A 21791-nucleotide genomic window follows, 5' to 3' on the forward strand; every position below is an offset into this window, starting at 1 on the left:
CCCGAACGGCAAGCGGAGGATTGCTCAGCATGTTGATCGGAGGATCGTCGCCGCAGGCGGCAGGTGACTCTTATACTGCCGGACGGAGCGGGAAGGCCCGCATGCCCGGCGCGTCGGGCGCCACACTGGAGAACCGATGATCGAGCATTTCCGCCGCAGCGGCTGGATCGCCTGCCTGGCCCTTGCTGGCGCGACGCACCAGGCAGTCGCCGCCGACACCACCATCCGCAATGGCGTCTTCTGGAAGGACAGCGCCGGCACGCCGATCTACTCGCAGGGCGGCGGCATGCTCAAGGTCGGCGCGAAGTACTACTGGTATGGCGTGAAGTATGCCGAGGCGGTGCGCTACGCCGACGCGCCGGGACAGGCGCTCGCTCAGCCGCACTTCAGCGCGGTCACCGCCTATTCGTCGACCGACCTGGTGAACTGGACCTTCGAAGGCGACGTTCTCACGCCGCAGGGCCTGGGCGCGCTGCACGATCCGAAGGCCTGGCTGGGACGCATGGGCGTGGTGTACCACAAGGCGACCGGCAAGTACGTGCTGCTCACCCAGTACAGCAGCAAGGGCACGGGCGGCGGCGTGCTGTTCGCCACCAGCGACAGTCCCAACGGCCCCTTCGTGTTCGCACGCCTGCAGGCGAGCATCGAGAACGTCGCCACTCCCACCTCGGGCGACCAGACCGTGTTCACCGACGACGACGGCCAGCCTTACCTGATCTTCAGCAGCAACGGCGACCGGCGCCAGTTGTACGTGGCGCCGCTGCGGCCGTCCGACTTCCTGCAGGTCGACGCGGCCACGAACATCCACAGCGCGCCGGCCGGCGGGCGCGAAGGCAATGCGATGTTCAAGCACGGGGGCCTGTACTATTTCTGCTCGTCCGACCTGCACGGCTGGAACGCCTCGCGCAGCTTCTACATGACGTCGCCGAACATCACCGGCCCCTACACGCCGGAGCGGATCATCGAGGGCACGGAGGCGGATTTTTCGCACGTGTCGCAGAACGGCTTCTTCATCCCGGTCCAGGGCAGCGCCGGCGCCACGGTCCTGTATGCGGGTGACCGCTGGAGCAATTTTGCCGGGAACGGGCTTGGCTACCATGTCTGGGCGCCGCTGTCGTTCGACGGCACGGCGCCGCGCTTCAACTCGCTCAGCGAATTCACGCTGGACGCCGCGCGCGGCGCCTGGGCTGTCGGCAACGGTAACAATTACCTGCTCAATCCCGGCTTCGAGGCCGACCGGGTGCGCCAGACGAGCGTCGCCGGATGGATCAGCAGCTGGACCAGCATCAAGGGCGATGCGCCGTTCATGAACGTGCCCGATGGTCGCACCGGACGCTGGGCCTTGAGCCTGCGCCATGCGGGACAGACGATGGGCAGCGCGATCCAGAACGTCACGCTGCCGAACGGCCGCTACACGCTCGGGGCCTGGGTGAAAAGCAGCGGCGGCCAGCGCGTGGCGCGCCTGTACGCATCCGGCCACGGCGACGCCGAGATCGCCCGCTCCCTGCCGGACAAGTTGGCGCAGTGGACCGAGGTGACGCTGTCCGGCATCCAGGTCACTAGCGGCAGCGTGCAGATCGGCGTCTACTCGGAAGGGAAGGACGGCGATTGGCTCGCCCTCGACGACTTCAGCCTGGTGCGCGAATGATGAACATTTCCATGATCCTGTTTGGCGCGGCTCGTGCGGCCCTGCTTGTGCTGACGATGACGCCCGTCGCGCCGGCACAGGCGGCGGAGCTGAACCTGAACGCATCCTGGCAGTTCTACCGCGACGAGGGCGGCCAGCTCGCCAGCGCGGACCAGGTGCCAAACGGCGCCTGGACCGAGGTGAACCTCCCGCACGCGGCGCGCATCGAGCCGCGCGTGCCCACGGCGCCGTGGCAGGGCACGGTGTTCTACAAGAAGCGCCTGGACGTCAGGCTGCGGACGGGCGAGCGCGCCATCCTGCGTTTCGAGGGCGTGATGAACGTGGCCGACGTCTGGCTGAACGGCCGCCACCTGGGACAGCACCTGGGCGGCTACCTGCCGTTCGCGTTCGACGTGACCGACGTTCTGCGTGATACGGGCGCGAACGAGCTCGTGGTGCGCGCCAATAACGAGGACAATCCGATCACCGGCCCCAAGCCGCTCAAGCAGCTCGACTACATCCAGCACGGCGGCATCTACCGCGACGTGCGGCTTCTGATCAAGCCGGCCGTGCACGTCACGGACGAGATGCTCTCGGCCACGCCGGGCGGCGGCGGGGTGTTCGTGACCTATCCGCGCGTCGCCAGGGACGAGGCGCGGGTAGAGGTCAAGGCCGAGGTCAGCAACACGTCGCAGAGCGCGCAGGCCGTCACCGTGCGCCACACGCTGGCATGGGACGGCCAGCCAGTGGCCGAGGCAGAGCAGCAGCTGCGCCTGGCGGCGGGCGAACGCCGCCACGTCACGCTGCCGCTCACACTGCGCGCGCCGAGACTGTGGTCGCCGCGCTCGCCCAACCTGTACCGGCTGGAGACGAGGGTCGTTGCCGCCGGCAGCGAAGACATGGTCGCGACCCGCATCGGCGTGCGCCGCCTGGCCTTCGAGGACGGGCGCCTGCTGCTCAACGGCGAGCCCGTGCGCCTGCGCGGCGTCAACCGCCACCAGGAATACCCTTATGTCGGCTACGCGCTGTCGGCGCAGGCCGACGCGCGCGATGCGCTCCTGATCAAGCGCTACGGCTTCGACTTCGTGCGCCTGTCGCATTATCCGCAGTCGCCTGCCTTCATGGCGGCGGCCGACGAACTGGGCTTGCTGGTCTTGCCGGCCATCCCCGGCTGGCAGTTCCATCATCCCGACCCGGCGTTCGCGCGCCAGGTGGTGCGCACCTGCGCCGACCTGATCCGGCGCGACCGCAACCATCCCAGCGTCGTGGCCTGGGAATGCTCGCTCAACGAGACCGGCATGCCGGACCCGCTGGTGCGGGCGCTGCACGCCACCGTGCACCAGGAGTATCCGGGCGACCAGGCCTGGTCCGCCGGCTGGGTGCCGCAGACCTATGACCTCTACCTGCAGGCGCGCCAGCACAGGATCGGCAGCAAGCACAAGGCGCCTGCCAAGCCGCTGATCGTGTCCGAGTATGGCGATTGGGAATACTATGCGATGAACGCGGGCCTGAACCAGGACGCCTGGGCCGACCTCAAGCCGGCCGACCGTTCGAGCCGCCAGGCGCTGGGCAGCGGCGAAACGCGCTTGCTGCAGCAGGCCCGCAACGTGGCCGAGGCCCACGACGACAATGCCGCCACGCCAGCCTTCGCCGACGGCTACTGGGTGATGTTCGATTATGCGCGCGGTTATGCGCCGGATCTCGAGGAATCGGGATTGCTCAGCATCGAGCGCCTGCCCAAGTTCGCGGCCGAGTTCTTCCGCTCCCAGCGTAGCGCTTCGGAGAGTTCGCCGCGCTGGGGCGGCGGCCCGATGGTCTTCATCGCCAGCTACTGGCAGCCGGGCTCGAATCCGCGCGTCCGTGTGTTCAGCAATGCCGAGGAAGTGGAGCTGCGCCTGAACGGCAAGCCGATCGGCCGCCAACGAAGCGCGCCCTCAACAGTCCATCCGCGCCTGGCGCATCCGCCGCTCGAATTCGACACCGGCGGCTACGCGCCCGGCGAACTCGTGGCGCTGGCCTATGCGGGCGGGCGGGTCGTGGCCGAGCACCGGGTGCGCACGCCCCGGAAGCCGACGACGCTGGCCTTGGAACTCGACGACCTCGGCGTGCCTGTGGCCGAGGGCGACCTGGTATTCCTGCGCGCGCGCCTGCGCGACGCCGATGGCAGCACGGTGCCTGCGAGCGGCACACAGGTCGCGTTCTCCGGCATCGAAGGCGCCGAGATCGTCGGCAGTCAGGTGGTCGCGACCGAGGCCGGGATCGCCAGCGTGCTGGTGCGCGTGAACGGACCGCGCGCCGGCGTCGCCGCCACGGCGCAGGCGGGCGCCCTGCGTGGCGCGCTTGCCGGTGCGCCGGCGTCGACGCGGTGAAGTGGCAGGCCGCTTGCACATGAATCGATCCATTGCTTGATTATTTCTGGTCAGGAAGCCGCAGGCGCTGCTCACGGCCGCATAATCCATCGCACTGAAATATCGGAGACGCCGCTTGCCACCATTCCTCCCTTCCCGCAGGCGTTTCGTGCAGATGGCGGCCGCGCTGGCCGCCGTGCCCGGCGCGCCAATCGCCTCCAACGCTGCCACCGCGAATGTCGGCGGCAAAGGCCAGCCGGTCGCCGGCACCGCGCTGCGCTGGCTCGATGGCCAGCCGCCAGCGCGCTTCGAAGGCGCGACCCTGGGCGTGCCCTGGCCGCGCGGCGCCCTGCGCCTGCCGGCCGACAAGACACTGCGCTTTACCCTGGGCAGCAACGGGCCGGCGCTGCAATCGTGGCCGCTGGCCTACTGGCCGGACGGCTCGCTCAAGTGGACGGCGCATGCGGTGGCCGGCGGCGCGGCCGCCGCCGGCTGGAACCTGGAGACGGGCACCGGCACCGTACAGGCGGGCGTATCGGTCAGGCGGTCCGCCGACGCGCTGACGGTGAGCGCCGGCGAACTGACGTGGACCGTGCCGACGAGCGGCGAATACCTGGTCGAACGCGCGACCCGCGCCGGCCGCGTGACGATGCAGCACCTGCGCCTGGTCGCGCTGCGCCAGGACGGCGCCGAGCCGGAAGGCGCGGGCAGCGTGCGCCGCGAACTCTTCACCAGCAAGGTCACGCGCGTCACGCTGGAGCAGGAGGGGCCGGTGCGGGCCGTCGTCAAGCTCGACGGCGTGCACGCGGCGCGCGCGGCGGCCGGGCGCGACTGGCTCCCGTTCTCGGTGCGCCTGTACTTCTATGCCGGTTCGGACAGCGTGCGCATCGTTCACTCCTTCATCTATGACGGCGATCCGGCCCGGGATTTCATCGCAGGACTCGGCGTGACGGCGAGGGTAGCCATGCTCGACGCGACCCACGACCGCCACATGCGCTTCGCCGGCGAAGGCGTCGGCGTGTGGGGCGAAGCGGTGCGGCCGGTGACCGGCCTGCGGCGCGACCCTGGACAGGCATACAAGGACGCGCAGGTCGCCGGCAGGGCGCTGCCGCCACTGTCCGGCATGGCCAAGCCGGTGCAGGACGGACTGCGCTGGATTCCCGAGTGGGGCGATTTTTCGCTCACCCAACCCACGCCGGACGGCTTCGTGCTGCGCAAGCGCACCCGCAGCGGGCATGCCTGGATCGACGCCAATGCCGGCGCACGGACGAAGGGGCTGGTGTATGCCGGCGGCGCGACGGGCGGCGTGGCGCTCGGCTTCAAGGACTTCTGGCAGCGCACGCCCAGCCAGCTGGACGTTCGTAACGCCGCGACCGCCATGGCCGACGTCACCGCCTGGCTCTGGTCACCGTCAAGCCCGGCGATGGACATGCGCTCCTACCGCTCGGCCGACGGCATGGACACCTTCGAAGAACAGATCGCGGGCCTGAACATCACCTATGAGGATTACGAGCCGGGCTGGGACGCCTCGCCCGGTGTGGCGCGCACCACCGAGCTGCAACTCTGGGTGCTGGGCGCCACGCCTTCGCACGAGGATTTTTCAGGCATGGCCGAGCAGGTGGCCAATCCGGCCCGGCTGGTGCTGGCGCCGGCCCGCATCCACGCCTGCGGCGTGTTCGGCGACTGGGACGTGGTCGACCGCAGCACGCCGGCGCGCAGGCTGATCGAGGATCATCTCGCATTCAGGCTGGACCAATACCTGCGCGAAGTCGAGCAGCACCGCTGGTATGGGTTCTGGTCGTACGGCGACGTGATGCACGCCTATGACAACGACCGCCACATGTGGCGCTACGATATCGGTGGCTACGCCTGGGACAATTCGGAGCTGTCGACCGACCTGTGGCTGTGGTACAGTTACCTGCGCACCGGCCGCGCCGACATCTTCAAGTTCGCCGAGGCGATGACGCGGCATACGGGCGAAGTGGACGTGTACCACGCCGGCCCGTTCAAGGGCTTCGGCACGCGCCATGGGGTGCAGCACTGGTCCGATTCGTCCAAGCAGCCGCGCGTGTCGAACGCCGCCTATCGGCGCATCCATTACTTCCTCACCGCCGACGAACGCACGGGCGACCTGATGCGCGAGCTGCTCGATTCCGACGCCGACCTGCACAAGGTCGATATCGGCCGCAAGCTGCGTCCCGGCGCCAAGCCAGGCGCGCTGCCGTCGGCCGGCAGGTCGGCCGACGCGCCGGCGCTGGTCGACGCCTCGTTCGGCACCGTCTGGGGTTCGCTGGTCGCGGCCTGGCTGGCCGAATGGGAGCGCACGGGCGACACCCGCTGGCGCGACAAGATCGTGAACGGCATGCGCACCATCGGCGCGCTCGAGCGGCGCTGGTTCGCGGCCGCGGCGCCCTACGATCCCAGGACGGGCAAGTTCAGCGGCCCGGGCGACCAGGCCCGCATCTCGCAACTGAACGGCGTGTTCGGCGTGGTCGAGATGAGTTCCGAACTCCTGACCCTGGTCGACGAGCCGGGCTACCGCAAGGCCTGGCTCGAGTACTGCCGCTACTACAACGCACCGAAGGAAGACTTGATCGCGCTGCTGGGCAGCGAGCCGCGCGGCCGGGCCCAGCCCGATTCCCACTCGCGCCTCTCCGCCTACGCCGCCCACCATGAGCGCGACCGGGCGCTGGCGCTGCGCGCCTGGCGCGAACTGTTCGCGTCCAACTTCATGAAGTCGCACGCGCAGGCTAGAAAGGTCGGGGGCGTCGCGGTCTTGCGCGAGCTCCACGAGCTGCCGAACATCGGCACCAACGGCTCGGCGCAATGGAGCCTGGCCGCGATCCAGAACATGGCGCTGGTCGGGGACGCGCTGGACGAGGCGGCGCGCGCCGCCGGCCTGGTGGGACCATGACACGCAAGGAGACAAGATCATGCCGCACACGCATTCCACTCGCCGGCGCCTGACGCTCTCGCTCATGGCTGCGCCATTCTGCGCCGGCGCCGCGCCGGCCCTGGCTGCGCTCGCCTGGCGGTCCGACATCACGGCCTACGGCGCCGTGGCCGACGACAAGACCGTCAACACCGCCGCCATCCAGCAGACGATCGATACGCTGGCCGCGCGCGGCGGCGGGACGGTGGTCGTGCCGCGCGGCGTCTTCGTCAGTGGGGCGTTGTTCTTCAAGCCCGGCGTCCACCTGCACCTGGCCAAGGGGGCGGTCCTCAAGTGCTCGACGGACCTGTCGCATTTTCCGGTCCGGCGCACCCGGATCGAGGGCCACTTCGCCGAGAACTTCAACCCGGCGCTGGTCAATGCCGACGGCTGCGACGGTTTCCATCTCAGCGGCGAGGGCACGCTCGACGGCGCCGGGCGCCCGATCTGGGACCGCTTCTGGACGCTGCGCAAGGCCTACAAGGATCCGGGCAACTTCCCGAACATCAGCGTCCCGCGCGCGCGCCTGGCCCTGATCGAGCGCTCGCGCGGCGTGACGGTCGAGGGCGTGACCTTCAAGGATTCGCAGTTCTGGAACCTGCACCTGTACCGCTGCCAGGACGTGACGGTGAAGCATGCGCGCTTTGTGGTGCCGGACGATTACGAGCAGGCGCCGAGCACCGACGGGATCGACCTCGACAGCTGTCAGCGGGTGACGATCGACGGTTGTTATTTTTCGGTGACCGACGACTGCATCGCCGCCAAGGGCTCCAAGGGGCCGTTCGCGCTGCAGGACAAGGACAGCCCGCCGGTGGTCGGCGTCCACGTGCGCCATTGCGAGTTCCGGCGCGGCCATAGCGTCATGACCCTGGGCAGCGAAGCGACCCTGGTGCGCGACATCCTGGTCGAGGATTGCCGGGTGACGGGCCACGTGCTCAATGTGGCGGTGCTCAAGCTGCGCCCGGATACGCCCCAGCACTACGAGAACGTCCACCTGCGCAAGCTGAGCCTGCAGTCGGAGCGCGGCGCCATCGTCTCGGTGAAGCCGTGGACGCAGTACGTGGACCTGAAGGGCGCGCCGCCGCCAAAGTCGATCGTGCGCAATATCAGGCTGGAGGACATCAAGGGCCGCTACGGCGGCTTCGGGCGCATCCGGCCAAATCCCGGCCAGACCGAGATCAGCGACATCGTGTTCAAGGACATCGCGCTCGCACTGCGCGACCCCAGGCCCGATATCGCCGGCGCCAGCGGCGTACGGCTGGACAATGTGATCGTCAACGGCCGGATGGTCTCGTTGTAGCGCCTACAGGCTGCCGGCGCCGGCCGCCGCGCGGCAGACGTGCACGGTGGCTTGCGCGCCGTTCGGCGCCCGGTAGTCGCGCGCCAGCGCCAGCCGCGCGACCTCCACCAATTCTGTCGGCACCAGCGCCACCACGCAACCGCCGAAGCCGCCGCCGGTCATGCGCACGCCGCCGGCTTCGCCGATCGCGTCCTTGACGATGTCGACCAGGCGGTCGATGGCGGGCACGGTGATCTCGAAATCGTCGCGCATCGACGCATGCGAGGCTGCCATCAGCTCGCCCATGCGCGGCAGGTTGCCGGCGCCCAGCGCCTCTGCCGCCGCGACGACGCGCGCATTCTCGCTGACGACGTGGCGCGCGCGGCGCAGCGCGACCGGATCGAGGCCGGCGCCTTTCGCCGCCAGCGTGGACAGGTCGACGTCGCGAAGAAACGGCACGCCGAAGTGGCGCGCCGCTTCCTCGCACTGCGCGCGGCGCGTGTTGTAGGCGCTGTCGACCAGGCCGCGCGTGATGTGCGATTCGACGATCATGATCGCCGCGCCGGCCGGGATCGGCACCGGGCTGACTTGCAGTGAACGGCAGTCGATCAGCAGCGCATGGTCCTGGACGCCGCAGGCGGAGCTGATCTGGTCCATATTGCCGCATTTGCAGCCGACGAAGTCGTTCTCGGCGCGCTGGGCCACCAGCGCCGCCTCGATCGGGCCCAGGCCCGGGTGGTCGGGCAGGGTGGAGAGCAGCGTGCACACCGCCACCGACAGCGAGGCCGAGGACGACAGGCCGGCGCCCTGCGGCACGTCGCCGGCGACGACCATGTCCATGCCGCGCAGGGATGGGCCACCAGGCTCGCGCTGCAGCAGCTCGTGCACCACGCCGCGCACGTAATTGGCCCACATCGGCGCGGCCAGGCGTTCGATCGGGGCGTCGAGCGAGTATTCGTCGATGGCGTCGTCGTAGTCGGCGGCCACCACCCGCATGCGGCGGTCGGCGCGCGGGCGCGCCACGATCACCGTGCGATAGCCGATGGCGCAGGGCAGCACCAGGCCGCCGTTGTAGTCGGTATGTTCGCCGATCAGGTTGACCCGGCCCGGGGCCTGGACCCGGATCGTGGCCGGCTGGCCGAAGGCGGCCAGGAAGACGTCGGCCGCTCTGGCCGTCAGAGAATCGCTCATCGTGCGCTCAAGGGTTGGAAGCGGGGGTATCGGGGGCGTCGAGGTAGTGCACCTCGTCGGAGACGGCGCGCAGCATGGCGGCCGCCTGTTCCGGCGTCAGGTCGCGCTGGGCTTCGGCCAGCATCTCGAAGCCGACCATGAACTTGCGCACCGAGGCCGAACGCAGCAGCGGCGGATGGAAGTGGGCATGCAGCTGCCAGGCCGGCCCGCCGTCGTCAGCGTCGTCTTGCCCGTACGGCGCGCCGTGCCAGCCCATCGAATACGGGAACGAGGTCTGGAACAGGTTGTCGTAGCGGGTGGTCAGGCGCTTGAGGGCGAGCGCCAGGTCGGTGCGCTGCGCCTCGTCCAGGTCTTCCAGGCGCGTCACCTTGAAGCGCGGCAGCAGCAGCGTCTCGAACGGCCAGGCCGCCCAGTACGGCACCACGGCCAGCCAGTGCGCGGTCTCGACCACCACCCGCTCCTGTGCCTGCGCCTCGCGCTCGGCGACGTCGAGCAGCAGCGGACGGCCATGCTCGGCGTGGTAGGCGCGCTGCTGGCGGTCTTCGCGCGCCGGCAGGTCGGGCAGGAAGCTGGTGGCCCAGACCTGGCCATGCGGGTGCGGATTGGAGCAGCCCATCGCCGCCCCCTTGTTCTCGAACACCTGGACCCAGCGGTAGCTGGCGCCCAGCTCGGCCGCTTGCTCGCACCATGTGTCGACCACTTCGCGCAGCGCCGGCAGGGGCAGCTGCGGCAGCGATTTGGCGTGGTCGGGCGAGAAGCAGATCACGCGGCTGGTGCCGCGCGCGCTCATGCTCTGGAACAGCGGGTCGGCGCCCGGTGGCGCCTCCGGGGTGTCGGGCATCAAGGCCGCGAAGTCGTTCGCGAACACATACGTGCCCTGGTAGTCGGGATTGCGCTCGCCATTGACGCGCACATTGCCGGCGCACAGGTAGCAGCCCGGGTCGTGCGCCGGCTTGGGGGCGCGGTCGGGGGCTTCCTGCTGCCCTTGCCAGGGGCGCTTGGCGCGGTGGGGAGACACAAGTACCCAGTCGCCGCCGAGCGGATCGTAACGGCGGTGCGGGTGGTCGGTAGGGTTGAACATCGCTTTCCTCGTCATGGTCGGTTGGCCTTGAGCTTACCACCCGATGCCATAGATGGCGACCAGCAGCACGCAGATCACGGCCGAGCCCAGCGCGAAGCCGCCATCGACGCGGAACAGCGAACGGTCGATGTGCATGCGCTTGAGCGCGCCGTCCTGCTCGGCCATCTTGCTCATCACGACCATGCCGATGACGACCATGATGAACACGATCAGCATGCGGTCGAGGAACGGGATCTCGTAGACACCGGCGCCGTTGTCGACCGCGAAGCCGATCGGCGCCAGGAACGACAGGTCCATCGCCAGCGGCAGGAACTTGAGGAACACCGAGAACACCAGGCCGCCGATGGTGGCGAACATCGCGGCCGCCGCCGTGGTCTTGCGCCAGTAGAAGCCGAGCAGGAACATCGCCAGGATGCCGGGCGAGACGAAGCCGGTGTATTCCTGGATGTACTGGAAGCCGCCTTTCTTGTCGATGCCCATCAGTGGCGCCAGCAGCACGGCAATGGCCATCGAGACTACCACCGACACGCGGCCGATCCACACCATCTTCTGTTCGCTGGCTTCGCGGTTGAAGTGCTTGTTGTAGATGTCGAGCGTGAAGATGGTGGCGATGCTGTTGGCCTTGCCGGCCAGCGAGGCCACCACGGCCGCCGTCAGCGCCGCGAAGGCCAGGCCCTTGATGCCGGCCGGGAGCAGGGCGAGCAGGGTCGGATAGGCGCGGTCCGGATTGAGCTCGCCGCCCGGGCGCATGGCGTCGCCCAGGGTGCCCGAGCGGTCGAGCGCATAGGCGGCGATGCCGGGCAAGACCACGATGATCGGCATCAGCAGTTTAAGGAAGGCGGCGAACAGCAGGCCCTTGCGCGCGGTGTGCAGGTCGGCGCCGAGCGCGCGCTGGATGATGTACTGGTTGCAGCCCCAGTAGTTGAGGTTCACGATCAGCATGCCGCCGATGATGGTCGACAGGCCCGGCAAGTCCATATAGCTCGGATTGTCGCGCGAGAGCACCATGTCGAAATGCTCGCCGGCGCGCACATACAGCTCGCTCATGCCGCGCAAGGCGCCCTGGCCGCCGGCCAGCGCCGCCACCAGGTCGAGCGCGATCCAGGTGGTGACCAGGCCGCCGATCACGAGGCACAGCACCTGCACCACGTCGGTGTAGCCGATCACCTTCATGCCGCCCAGCGTGATCACGGTGGCGAACAGCGCCAGGAACAGCATGCAGGCCATCACGTCCAGGCCCGCGATGCTGCTGATCGCCAGCGCGCCGAGGTAGAGGATGGCGGTGAGGTTCACCACCACGTAGAGGCCCAGCCAGAACACCGCCATGGTGGTGGCCACCGCCTTGCCGTAGCGCTGCTCGAGGAACTGCGGCATCGTGTAGATGCGGTTCTTGAGGTAGACCGGCATGAAGAACACGGCCACGATCACCAGCGTCACGGCCGCCATCAGTTCATAGACGGCGATCGCCATGCCGATGCGGTAGCCGGAGCCGCTCATGCCGATGAACTGCTCGGCCGAGATGTTCGAGGCGATCAGCGAGGCCCCGATCGCCCACCAGGTGAGGGACCCTTCCGCCAGGAAGAAATCGTGGGTGGCCTTGCCGCTGCTGCGCTTCTTGCGCCAGTAGATCCAGATGCCATAGGCCGAGATGGCCACGAAGTAAACCAGGAAGACGAAGGTGTCGAGCGTGGTGAATGGGGTCATGGGTCGATGTCTCTGTGCCGCCGGGGTCTGACGTCCCGGTCGTGGTTGTCCGTCGAGCGCGGCGTCATTCGCCGTGCCGTCACCGCCGGCTCCGTAAAGACGCCGGCTCAGCGATAGTACCGCACGGTCGGCCGCCGGTCTGTTCAATCTGGTGATTGATCAGCAGACGGGCGGTAGTTGAGCGGAAGCAAAACTCGCGGTTGCTCACTATACCGTAAAACCTTGTCATAGAACTAATACGATTTTTGCAAGGAGATTACGCTGGGAAGCAGGCCATTGCCGGAGACATGCCATGCGCGATGCAACCCGCATCCCCCAGCTTGCCAGCACGCTCAGCCAGCACAACCGCATCCTGCGGCTTTCCTTCCCGCATGGGGACGGCCCGGCCGCGCTGCTGCTGGTCGACACGCTCGAGGCGTCCGAGGGCCTGTCGCGTCCCTTCAGCTATACGCTCGAGCTGCTGTCCGACGACGCGCACATTGCGCTGAAAGACCTGCAGGGCAAGCTGGTGTGCGTGGAACTGGTGCGCCGCGACGGCACGCTGCGCCATTTCACGGGACGGGTATTCCGTTTCGCGCTGCTCAAGGTCGACGGTGGCTTCGCCTTCTACGAAGCACGGCTGGGACCATGGCTCGATTTTCTGGCGCTACGCAAGGACAACTACCTGTTCCACCACGCGAGCCTGTACGACCAGACGCGCAGCGTGTTCGCCGACTATGGCGTGCTGGCCGACTGGGACTGGCGCGTGAGGAGCGAAGAGCGCGTGATGACGCAGGCCTGCCAGTTCGACGAAAGCGACTTGAACTACCTGGCGCGGCGCTGGGCGGCGGCCGGGATCTACTACTGGTTCGAGCATGGCGCCGACGGCCACCGGCTGGTGCTGGCCGACGATTCGACGCGCGCCGCCGCCATCGACGGCGATCCGGCCGTCCCCTACCAGCGCCACGGCGGCGCGGTCGAGGAAGACGGCATCGGCGAGTGGTCGGCGGCGCGCCAACTGGTGCCTTCCAGCGTCGCCGTGAGCAGCTACGACTTCAGGAACGGCCGCGCGGCGCTGGCCTCGACCACGACCCTGAATCGCCAGGGCCAGGTGCCGGCGCTCGAATCCTACGACTATGCGGGAGCCTACGGCTTCGCCGGCCTGGCGGCGGGCGATGCGCTGGCGCGCCTGCGGATGGAGGAAGCCGAGGCGCGCGGCAAGCTGTTCGAGGGGGCGGGCAACAACCGCTGCCTGATGCCGGGCCGCTGGTTCCGCCTCGACGGCCACTTCGATACCGGCGGCGAGGGCGCCAGCGAGTTCCTCGTGCTCGACTGCCACCACCGCGCCACCAACAACTACCTGGCGCAGGACGAGGAACCGGCCTACGAGAACCGCGTCGCCTGCCAGCGCCGCGCGATCCCCTGGCGGCCGGGCCGCGGCTTTCATTGCGACGAGACCCGCATCTACGGCATCCAGAGCGCCACCGTGGTCGGCCCGCGCGGCGAAGAGATCCATACCGACGAATTCGGGCGGGTGCGCGTCCAGTTCCACTGGGACCGTGAAGGCCAACACGACGAGCGCAGCTCGGCCTGGATCCGCGTCGCCACCCCATGGGCCGGTTCCAACTTCGGCATGACCTCGATCCCGCGCATCGGCGCCGAGGTGATCGTGTCCTTCCTGGGCGGCGATCCGGACCGGCCGCTGATCACCGGCATGGTGCCGAACGCGCTGACGATGCCGCCGTGGGAACTCCCGGCCAACAAGACCCAGAGCGGCGTGCTGTCGCGCTCCTCGCCGGGCGGCGGCTACGACAACGCCAATGCGATCCGCTTCGAGGACAAGAAAGGCGGCGAGCAGCTGTGGGTCCAGGCCGAGCGCAACCTCGACACCGTGGTCAAGCACAGCGAAACCCGGACCGTCGGCGCCGACAGCAGCCTGCAGGTCGGCGGTACGCAAACGCAAGGCATCGGCGGGGACCGCACCCTCACGGTCGGCGGCGCGCAGACCCACACCATCCGGCGCGACCTGACGCTCAATGTGAGCGAAGGGCGCCACACCAGCACCGTCAAGGGCGACGTGAGCATCACCTCGCTCGACGGCGCGGTCACCGTCGTCTCGCCGCGCAGGATCACCTTCGCCGTCGGCGGCAGCATCATCACGTTGACGCCGGACGAGATCGTGATCAACGCGGGCAAGATTTTCCTCAATCCCTGAACCAGTCGAGCGAGGCATCCATGAGCGAGACGACAGTCCGAATCCACCTGCACGAGGGCAGCGTCGCGCTGCCGCCCGGCTTCGCGGACCGCAGCGCGAACCTGTTCGTGCCAGGCGACCCGCAGCGCCAGCCCAACCTGAGCATCGCGCGCGACTGGCTGGAGCGCGGGGAGACCCTGGGCGCCTACGTCGAGCGCCAGCTCGGCATGCTCAAGGCGCGGCTGCCGGGGCACAAGCTGCTGGCCCGGGACGAGGAGCGCCTCGGCCCGGGGCCACGAGCCCACGCCGGCATGCGCATCGACGCCCAATACCGCAGCGGCGCGCAACAGGTGCGCCAGCGCCAGGCCGCGTTCGACATCGGCGACGGCCGCGTGCTCGTGTTCAGCGCCGCGACGCCGGGCGCGTTCGACGACGCCTTCGAGGCGCTGTGGCGGGCCTGGCTGGATAGCTTCCAGCTCCAAGTGCGCTAGCGGCCGGCGCCATGTTCGAAGCCGCCCGCCTGACCGACCCGATCGCGCATACCTGCGCGCTCGAAGGCTTCCTGGTCGGGGCCGTGATCGGCATTGCGCTGATCGCCGCCGTGGCCTTCGCCACCTTCACCTGCGGCTTTGGGGTGGCGCTGCTGGCCGGCCTGGCCGCCGGGATCGGCGCGACCGCCATTCTCGGACTCGGGGAAGCGATCGGCCGGATGTTCTCGAATCCCTCCGGAACGCTCGGCAGCGCCTCGCCCGACGTCTTCGTTAACCGCCTCGGCGCGGCCTGCACCACGATGAGCCTGGCCATCTGCGACAAGCACAATCCGGCGCCACTGGTGGCGGAGGGTTCCGGCTCGGTATTCATCAACGGCTTGCCGGCGGCCCGCAAGGACGACGCCATCACCTGCGGCGCGAAGATCGACGACGGCTCGCACGACGTGTTCATCGGCGGCGGCCGGGTCGGCTACCTGCCGGTCGAGGACGAGGTGCCCGAGTGGCTGCGCACGACGGTCGGCTGGGCATTCGCCCTGGCCGGCCTGGTCGGCGGGCTGGCCGGACTGGTCAAGGCGGCCGGCGGCCTGTCGCGTGCGGTCGTGCCATGCGCGGCGAAGTTCATCGGCGGCTTCATGCTTGGCGAGGCGGTCGGCCATTATGTCGCCGAACCGGTGGTCAGACGCGTGATGGGAGGACTCTACGGCAGGCCGGTGGAGGTCGCGACCGGCCGCAAGGTGTTGCTGGCCCAGGATGAAGTCGATTTCGTGGTGCCGGGGCCGCTGCCGGTCGCGCTGGCGCGCTTCTATGCGAGCGACCTCGCCGTGGATGGCAGCCTGGGCGCCGGCTGGGTGCTGCCCTGGGAACTGCGCCTGCAGCGGCGCGGCGAGCGGCTCTGGCTGCGCGATGCGCAGGGGCGCGAGACGGGCTTTCCGCCCATGGCGCCCGGACAGGCGCTGTACAGCGCGGGCGAACAGCGCTACCTGGTCCGCGCGCGCGACGGCCGCTACCTCATGGTCGACCTGAACGAGCGCTACTACGACTTCGGCCAGCTCGACCCGGGCCCGGACGCGGTGGCATGGTTGCAGCGCATCGAAGACCGCTGCGGACAGTGGCAGGCATTCGCGCGCGACGACGCCGGGCGGGTGCGGGCGATCCGCGCCAGCGGTGGCCTGGACCTGCGCCTGGATTACTGCCCCGCGCACCCGGAGCGCCTGGCCGGCATCGTGCGCCTGGACGGCGACCCGCGCCAGCTGGTGCGCTACGACTACGATGCGCTCGGCCAGCTGGTCGCGGTGACCGATGCGAACGGGGCGGTCGTGCGCCGCTTCGGCTACCAGAACGGCGTGATGACGAGCCATACGGGCGCCCTGGGCCTGGTCTCGCATTACGCCTGGGCCGACATTGGCGGGCGGCCGCGCGTGGTCGCCTGCTGGTCCAGCGAAGGCGAGCGCGCCGAATTCACCTATGACCTCGAGGCGCGCCAGACCACGGTGCGCGATGAACTGGGCCGCGAGGCGTGCTGGCGTTACGACGAGCAGTTGCGGATCGTGGCCTGCACCGACCTCGATGGCGGCGCCTACCGGATACGCTACGACGACGCCGGCCAGCCCACCCACATCGCGCTGCCGGGCGAACGCAGCGTCGCTTTCGAGTATGACGCGGCGGGCCGGATCGTCCTGGAAACCGACCCGCTCGGACGGCGCACCGCGACCAGCTATGACGGCGACAGCCTGCGCGTCACGCAGACGATCCTGCCGGGCGGCGCGCGCTGGCGCGCCGGGTATGACCATCTCGGGCGCTTGCTGAACACGACCGATCCGCTGGGGCGCGTCGAGCGACATGAGTACGCGCCGGGTCTTGGTCCGTGGCCGGTGGCGCATGTCGACGCGCGCGGCGCGCGCCGGACGATGGCCTGGAATGCGCTGGGACAGCTGACCGCCTACACGGACTGCTCCGGCAAGACCACCCGCTACGCTTATGATGCCGCCGGCTACCTGGAGACCGTGACGGATGCGTTGGGACAGCAAACGCGCTTCGAGCGCCTGCCGACCGGCGAGCCGGCCAGGATCATCCTGCCGGACGGCAGCGTGCAAGAGTTTGCGTACGACGCGGCCGGCCTGCCCGTCGGGCAGCGCTACAGGGAGGTCTCGATGCGCTGGCGCCGCAATGCGCGCGGCCAGGTGGTCGAGGCGCTCGATCCGGCCGAGCGGCGGCTGAGCTACCGCTACGATCCGCGCGGCCGCTTGGTCGAGCTGGCGTCCGGCCCCGACACCCGGTACGACTTCGCTTACGACAGCGGCGATCGGCTGGTGCGCGAGATAAGGCCGGATGGCGTGGAGCGGCAGCTGGGCTATGACGCCGCGGGCGAGCTGGTCGAACTCGAGAAGCTGGGCGCATCGGCGGGCGATCCGCTCGCCCGCGCGCGCCGCACCATGCGCTTCGAGCGCGACGGGATGGGCAGGCTGCTGCGCCAGACGTGCGCGACCTCGGTGTCCACCTATGCCTGGAACGATGCCGACCGGCTCGTCGCGGCGACCCGGGCGCCGCTCGCCGCCGGCAGCGCGCTCGGGGTGACGACCAGCAGCGTCAGCTTCGACTACGACGTGGCCGGGCGTCTGCTGGCCGAGCATGGCGCCGAAGGCACGGTGCGTTATGAACTGGATGAACTCGATAACCTGGCGGCCGTCGACCTGCCGCATGGCCAGCGCATCGAACAACTTTGTTATGGCGCGGGCCACGTCCACCAGGTGCGGGTGGGCGCTCGCGTGGTCAGCGACATCGAGCGCGACGACCTGCACCGCGAAATCCAGCGCACGCAGGGACGCATCGTGCAGCGCACCGGTTACGACGTGCTCGGGCGGCGCAGCTGGCAGGCCGCGGGACTGGCCTCTCAGGCGCTTGGCCCCGGCGATGGGCAGCTATGGCGCCGCTACCGCTACGACCTGCAGGGAGAGTTGGGAGAAGTGCACGACAGCGTGCGTGGCCGCATCGACTATCGCTACGACCGCGCCGGCCACCTGCTGCGCCAGAGCCGCGCGGCCGACCTGGAAGACGAGCGGTTCGCGTGGGACGCGGCCGGCAACCTGCTCGACGGCTCAGGGAAGGCGGGCGTGGACGGGAGCCGGGGCCGGGTCGAAGGCACCCGGCTCAAGGTCTGGCGCGATATCCGTTACGAGTACGACCCTTGGGGCAACGTCAGCCACAAGCGCAAGGGCGCGCGCCAGGATCAGCGCTTCACCTTCGACGCCGAGGACCGCCTGACGGGCGTGTGGACCGAGGATGCGCAGGGAGTGGTCGAGACGCGCTTCGAGTACGACCCGCTCGGCCGGCGCATCGCCTGCAGCGAAACACGGCGCGACGCCTCGGGACTGGCGCGCAGCCAGCGCCGGCGCTTCGTCTGGCAAGGGCTGCGCATGGCGCAGGAGGTGCGCGAGGGGAGCGTCAGCAGCTACGTGTACAGCCCGGATGCGATGTACACGCCGCTGGCGCGGGTGGATGCGGTCGTCGCCGGCGCCATCGCAGGTGTGACGATCGACAAGGCGCGCTCGTCGTCGAGGGTGTATCACTTCCACACCGATCCGGTGGGGACGCCGCTGGAGCTGACCGACGAGGCGGGAGAGCTGGCGTGGGCCGGGAAATACGGCGCCTGGGGCCGGGTGGAGCGCGGGGAAGACGCCATGCTGCTGGAGCGCACCGAGCAGCCGCTGCGCTATCCTGGGCAGTATGCGGACAAGGGGACGGGGCTGCATTACAACACGTTCAGGTATTACGATCCGGATGTGGGGAGGTTTGTCAGTCAGGATCCGATTGGGTTGTCAGGCGGTCTGAACCTGTACGCTTATGCGTCGAATCCAACTGCGTGGATCGATCCGTGGGGTTGGATCTCCGAAAGTGCTCCAGGCTACGCGGTATATGGCCTGTATGCGCCGGGCAGCGACAAACCTTACTATGTTGGCGTTACGGATGATCTGCTTCGGAGAAGCCGCGAGCATCGCTTGAGTGGACGAATGCCTGAGGGCGCCAAAATGAGCCCAATCGCGAGAAATGTCACTTATGGCACAGCCCGAGGCATTGAGCAGGCGCACATCGAGTACTTGGGTACCAAGACAGGAACCGTCGGGTTTGATTTGCAACAAGCAGTGACTTATGAACAGCGCGGAAATAAAGTGGCTTCATTCGCGCACGACAATACGACACGGCCTCGCGGTCGACAGGCCTATTTCGAGTCGGCATATCGAGACGCCCGGTCGACACTTGCTGGTGGGTGTGGGTAGCAGAATGACCGACACGGCGTACCAATCACGGAGGGACTATGGGATGGTGGAGCGCACAAGGCAGTACGGATGTGTTGATTGGTGACGCAGTGCTGGATTCGGTACGCCACTTTCTGCATGACTTCAGTCAGGCGTATCAGAAAGATCTGTCGAGGCGGCCGTCGTTACAGGAACTGGAATACGCATTGGATCTTGCATTCAAGGCAAACCTGGATAACGATGTACTTGCTGGCTTTGACGAACTCGAGGTCAAACAAGTTTCGATCAAGACGGCCAAGCGAAGGAAGAGGCAGAGAGTAACGCCTGGAGATATTTTCGCTTATAGACTCGATGATGGCAGATTTGGATTCGGCAGGATCGTTGCCAATGTCTCGATCGGCGCGATTGCGGAGATCTTTGATTATTTCTCGCGCCAGCCCATTTTCGATCACAGTAAAGAGAAAACCTGGCTGGTGCCGCCGGTCCCGATCGAGAGCTATTCTTTGTTGGAGGTCGGTGACCTGGGAGACTGGCGGATCATAGAGCACCAGACTGATTTCGTGCCTGGGGACGAGTACGCCACATTGCGCTACGTGTATGGGACGCCGCCTTTCGCCCTGACCGTCACGGATATTTATGAGAACGAGAGGGACATCGATATCCGCGAGGCAGAGGGGTTACCGAAATACGCCGCGTATGACGACTTCAATTTCAAAAAAATGATAGTTGATCATCTGAAAAGGCCAGATGTTTGAACTCACCGTCGATGATGATTTAATCGAGTGCTTCTTGGAAATCAACGTCGGCGGTAATCTCGATGGCCGTCTTGTCAGGCGTGGGGCGTGCATGCTCAGGAGGAGTGCGGGATGCTGAAGACGACCGGTTGCAAAGAAAACGATGTCGTCGTTCTCGAGATCGGTAATGAAGCGTTCACGCTTGCGCAGATGCGCAAGAACGGCATCATGGAGTTCTTCGATATTGTCCAGCCCAGGAACGCATGGGATGGCGTCGATCTGAATGACGTCCCCTCACTATTTTTCATCTACGTCGCAGAGAAAAATCTGGATTCGCTGATCGTTGATAAGCTCGATCAGGCGGGAGTGATCCCGAGTTCCGCTCCGATTCCAATGGTGATGTTGAGCGCGGTGTTCAAGGGCGCCGGCACCTATGGCGCGGATCTGATCCAATTGACCGATCAGTTTTCGTCCTGTGGCGCCGCCATCATCAAGGCCGACCTCGATCCGAAAACGGATCTGGATGTGATTTATCGCCATGAGCTCAGCGGGGTGTATGGAGACGCCGGCAAGATCCGCAAGCGCCTGCGCAGATACTTCGCAACAGGGGTCAACTGGGATGATTCAAAGGAATTTCTGTTCAAGGGAATCGCGCTGCCCCCGCCGCACAATGGACAGTCGTCCGTGAGGCATACCGGTCAGTGATGCGGCATATGTCAGGATGCTCGGTGATGGCGAAGAAGCTGATGTTGAATGCCCCATGTGTCGACGTCGACTTGCCTCGCATCGGAGGAGAAGCGCTTATTGGAGGCGTCGTCGAATGGCCGGCCGCTCCAGACGGAAAGGCGCTGACACTATTGATTTCGGTTCCAACGACGTTCCTGAACGACAATGTAGGATTCAAGCTGCCTGTCGGAATGTTCGTTTCAGTATTCTCTTACTATGATGCGCAAGAATACTTCTTGGACTACGTCACCTACCATGGATCTTCACAAGAACTCGCATTGCTAAGGGAAGGATATACCAGAGTCATCCTGCATCAGTCCGGGTTCGAAGTCGCCGGCGTGCCGTCTGTTCCCGCAATGGCAATGCAGGCAGAGGGCGAGCTGGCCGACGATGAGCCTTACACTGGTTCTAAATTGGGTGGTAAAGCGGGTCTTCTTCAGGCCGAGCCCCTCGGCTTGAATGACGAGTGTTTCGCGTTACAAATCTATGGAGCCAGGTTTCCTCATCCATTCCGGAGAGCTCTTGGCCTATCCGACGCAGTCGGCTATCTGTTCATCCGCCCGAAAGCAAGCCCGGGCGATCTGGGCAAGGACGCTGGAACATTCTTCGTCCAGACTACCTAGCCTAGTTGCTAAGGCGAAGTCAATGTAGCCATATTCCAAAAAAAGGATGGAATCGGATGCAGAAGTTTGAACTGATCGTCGACTTCAACGGGATCGTGATATTCGATCCGAGTCTCCTGGCGGGGTATTTTTCCGAGATTAATCCTGGCGATAATCTCTACGCGCGCTTCGTCAGATCGGATGAAGGAGAACGAGTGGTCGAGCAAGGGATCGTCCTGCCTGTTCTCGGCTTGAATGATGGTATCTACTCGATCATCCTGCGGCCGATAAGGAACCTCGAGGGATTGATCCGAAAACCATTATTGTTTCTAACGCTACGGTTCCATTAAAAATCGTCACCAAAGCCGTGATATCGGATATGGCAACGCGTCGAGAATGGGCCCCCGGAGAGAACTGGCGCGAAGTCATGCTCAGTCCAGGGAACTACGCCATGACGGTCAATGGCTTCCGCGTGATCGCCCGACGCGAAATCATCGACTCTGGTTTCGAGCTCGTGTTTGAAGAGACAGAAGATTTGCCGACATTGAGCGGATCGCTCGAGAAGAACATGCAAGTGCTGGAGCTGCCCGGCTGAATCGATCGGTCCGACCTCGGCGGTCCGACACTGGCCGCCATGATGGCCGCAATTG

At 67.0% G+C, this 21791-nt stretch carries 15 protein-coding genes; 12 read left to right on the forward strand and 3 right to left on the reverse strand.

The window, feature by feature from the left end; genetic code table 11:
* The first annotated feature begins 136 nt into the window (after positions 1 to 136).
* The 4 genes from LO55_RS18025 to LO55_RS18040 all read left to right on the forward strand — a co-directional run bounded on the left by LO55_RS18025 (position 137) and on the right by LO55_RS18040 (position 8207).
* Positions 137 to 1648, forward strand: a complete 1512-nt coding sequence (locus tag LO55_RS18025) for a family 43 glycosylhydrolase (RefSeq protein ID WP_071362518.1) — start codon at positions 137 to 139, stop codon at positions 1646 to 1648.
* Complete coding sequence (locus LO55_RS18030; RefSeq protein ID WP_071362519.1) at positions 1645 to 3996, forward strand: glycoside hydrolase family 2 TIM barrel-domain containing protein; 2352 nt, start codon at positions 1645 to 1647, stop codon at positions 3994 to 3996. The genes LO55_RS18025 and LO55_RS18030 overlap by 4 nt, the downstream gene beginning before the upstream one ends.
* Positions 3997 to 4111: 115 nt before the next feature.
* A complete protein-coding gene (locus LO55_RS18035; RefSeq protein WP_229410173.1) occupies positions 4112 to 6889 on the forward strand; it encodes an exo-rhamnogalacturonan lyase family protein in 2778 nt (925 codons plus the stop codon).
* A gap of 19 nt (positions 6890 to 6908) precedes the next feature.
* Positions 6909 to 8207: a glycoside hydrolase family 28 protein gene (locus tag LO55_RS18040; RefSeq protein WP_071362521.1), complete on the forward strand. Its 1299-nt coding sequence runs from the start codon at positions 6909 to 6911 to the stop codon at positions 8205 to 8207.
* Between the two features lie 3 nt (positions 8208 to 8210).
* Here the strand turns inward: LO55_RS18040 and galK are convergent, their stop codons facing one another.
* The 3 genes from galK to LO55_RS18055 are packed head-to-tail and all read right to left on the reverse strand — an operon-like array spanning position 8211 to position 12162.
* Positions 8211 to 9377 carry a galactokinase gene (gene galK / locus LO55_RS18045; protein WP_071362522.1) on the reverse strand — a complete coding sequence of 389 codons (1167 nt, stop codon included), beginning with the start codon at positions 9375 to 9377 and terminating at the stop codon, positions 8211 to 8213.
* A gap of 7 nt (positions 9378 to 9384) precedes the next feature.
* Entirely contained in the window at positions 9385 to 10458 is a 1074-nt protein-coding gene (locus LO55_RS18050; protein ID WP_083415411.1) for a UDP-glucose--hexose-1-phosphate uridylyltransferase, read from the reverse strand.
* A 33-nt stretch (positions 10459 to 10491) separates the two neighbouring features.
* Positions 10492 to 12162: a sodium:solute symporter family transporter gene (locus tag LO55_RS18055; RefSeq protein ID WP_071362524.1), complete on the reverse strand. Its 1671-nt coding sequence runs from the start codon at positions 12160 to 12162 to the stop codon at positions 10492 to 10494.
* 292 nt (positions 12163 to 12454) lie between these two features.
* On the opposite strand from LO55_RS18055, the gene LO55_RS18060 reads away from it, so the two are divergent.
* The 8 genes from LO55_RS18060 (at position 12455) to LO55_RS26735 (ending at position 21736) form a co-directional block, all read left to right on the forward strand.
* Positions 12455 to 14356 (forward strand): type VI secretion system Vgr family protein, encoded by a 1902-nt coding sequence (locus tag LO55_RS18060; RefSeq protein WP_071362525.1) that lies wholly within the window; start codon positions 12455 to 12457, stop codon positions 14354 to 14356.
* Between the two features lie 20 nt (positions 14357 to 14376).
* Positions 14377 to 14826: a DcrB-related protein gene (locus LO55_RS18065; protein WP_005667547.1), complete on the forward strand. Its 450-nt coding sequence runs from the start codon at positions 14377 to 14379 to the stop codon at positions 14824 to 14826.
* A gap of 11 nt (positions 14827 to 14837) precedes the next feature.
* Positions 14838 to 19100 carry an RHS repeat-associated core domain-containing protein gene (locus LO55_RS18070; RefSeq protein ID WP_071362526.1) on the forward strand — a complete coding sequence of 1421 codons (4263 nt, stop codon included), beginning with the start codon at positions 14838 to 14840 and terminating at the stop codon, positions 19098 to 19100.
* Positions 19101 to 19138: 38 nt separating this feature from the next.
* Complete coding sequence (locus LO55_RS18075; RefSeq protein WP_083415412.1) at positions 19139 to 19834, forward strand: Imm26 family immunity protein; 696 nt, start codon at positions 19139 to 19141, stop codon at positions 19832 to 19834.
* A gap of 111 nt (positions 19835 to 19945) precedes the next feature.
* Positions 19946 to 20518, forward strand: a complete 573-nt coding sequence (locus LO55_RS18080; RefSeq protein WP_071362528.1) for a DUF8309 domain-containing protein — start codon at positions 19946 to 19948, stop codon at positions 20516 to 20518.
* A gap of 26 nt (positions 20519 to 20544) precedes the next feature.
* Positions 20545 to 21162 carry a hypothetical protein gene (locus tag LO55_RS18085; protein ID WP_071362529.1) on the forward strand — a complete coding sequence of 206 codons (618 nt, stop codon included), beginning with the start codon at positions 20545 to 20547 and terminating at the stop codon, positions 21160 to 21162.
* A 56-nt stretch (positions 21163 to 21218) separates the two neighbouring features.
* Positions 21219 to 21491 (forward strand): hypothetical protein, encoded by a 273-nt coding sequence (locus LO55_RS18090; RefSeq protein ID WP_071362530.1) that lies wholly within the window; start codon positions 21219 to 21221, stop codon positions 21489 to 21491.
* Positions 21492 to 21592: 101 nt separating this feature from the next.
* Positions 21593 to 21736: a hypothetical protein gene (locus LO55_RS26735; RefSeq protein ID WP_177185545.1), complete on the forward strand. Its 144-nt coding sequence runs from the start codon at positions 21593 to 21595 to the stop codon at positions 21734 to 21736.
* Positions 21737 to 21791: the final 55 nt, after the last annotated feature.

This window comes from Massilia timonae (assembly GCF_001866515.1).
GTDB classification, from domain to species: domain Bacteria; phylum Pseudomonadota; class Gammaproteobacteria; order Burkholderiales; family Burkholderiaceae_D; genus Telluria; species Telluria timonae.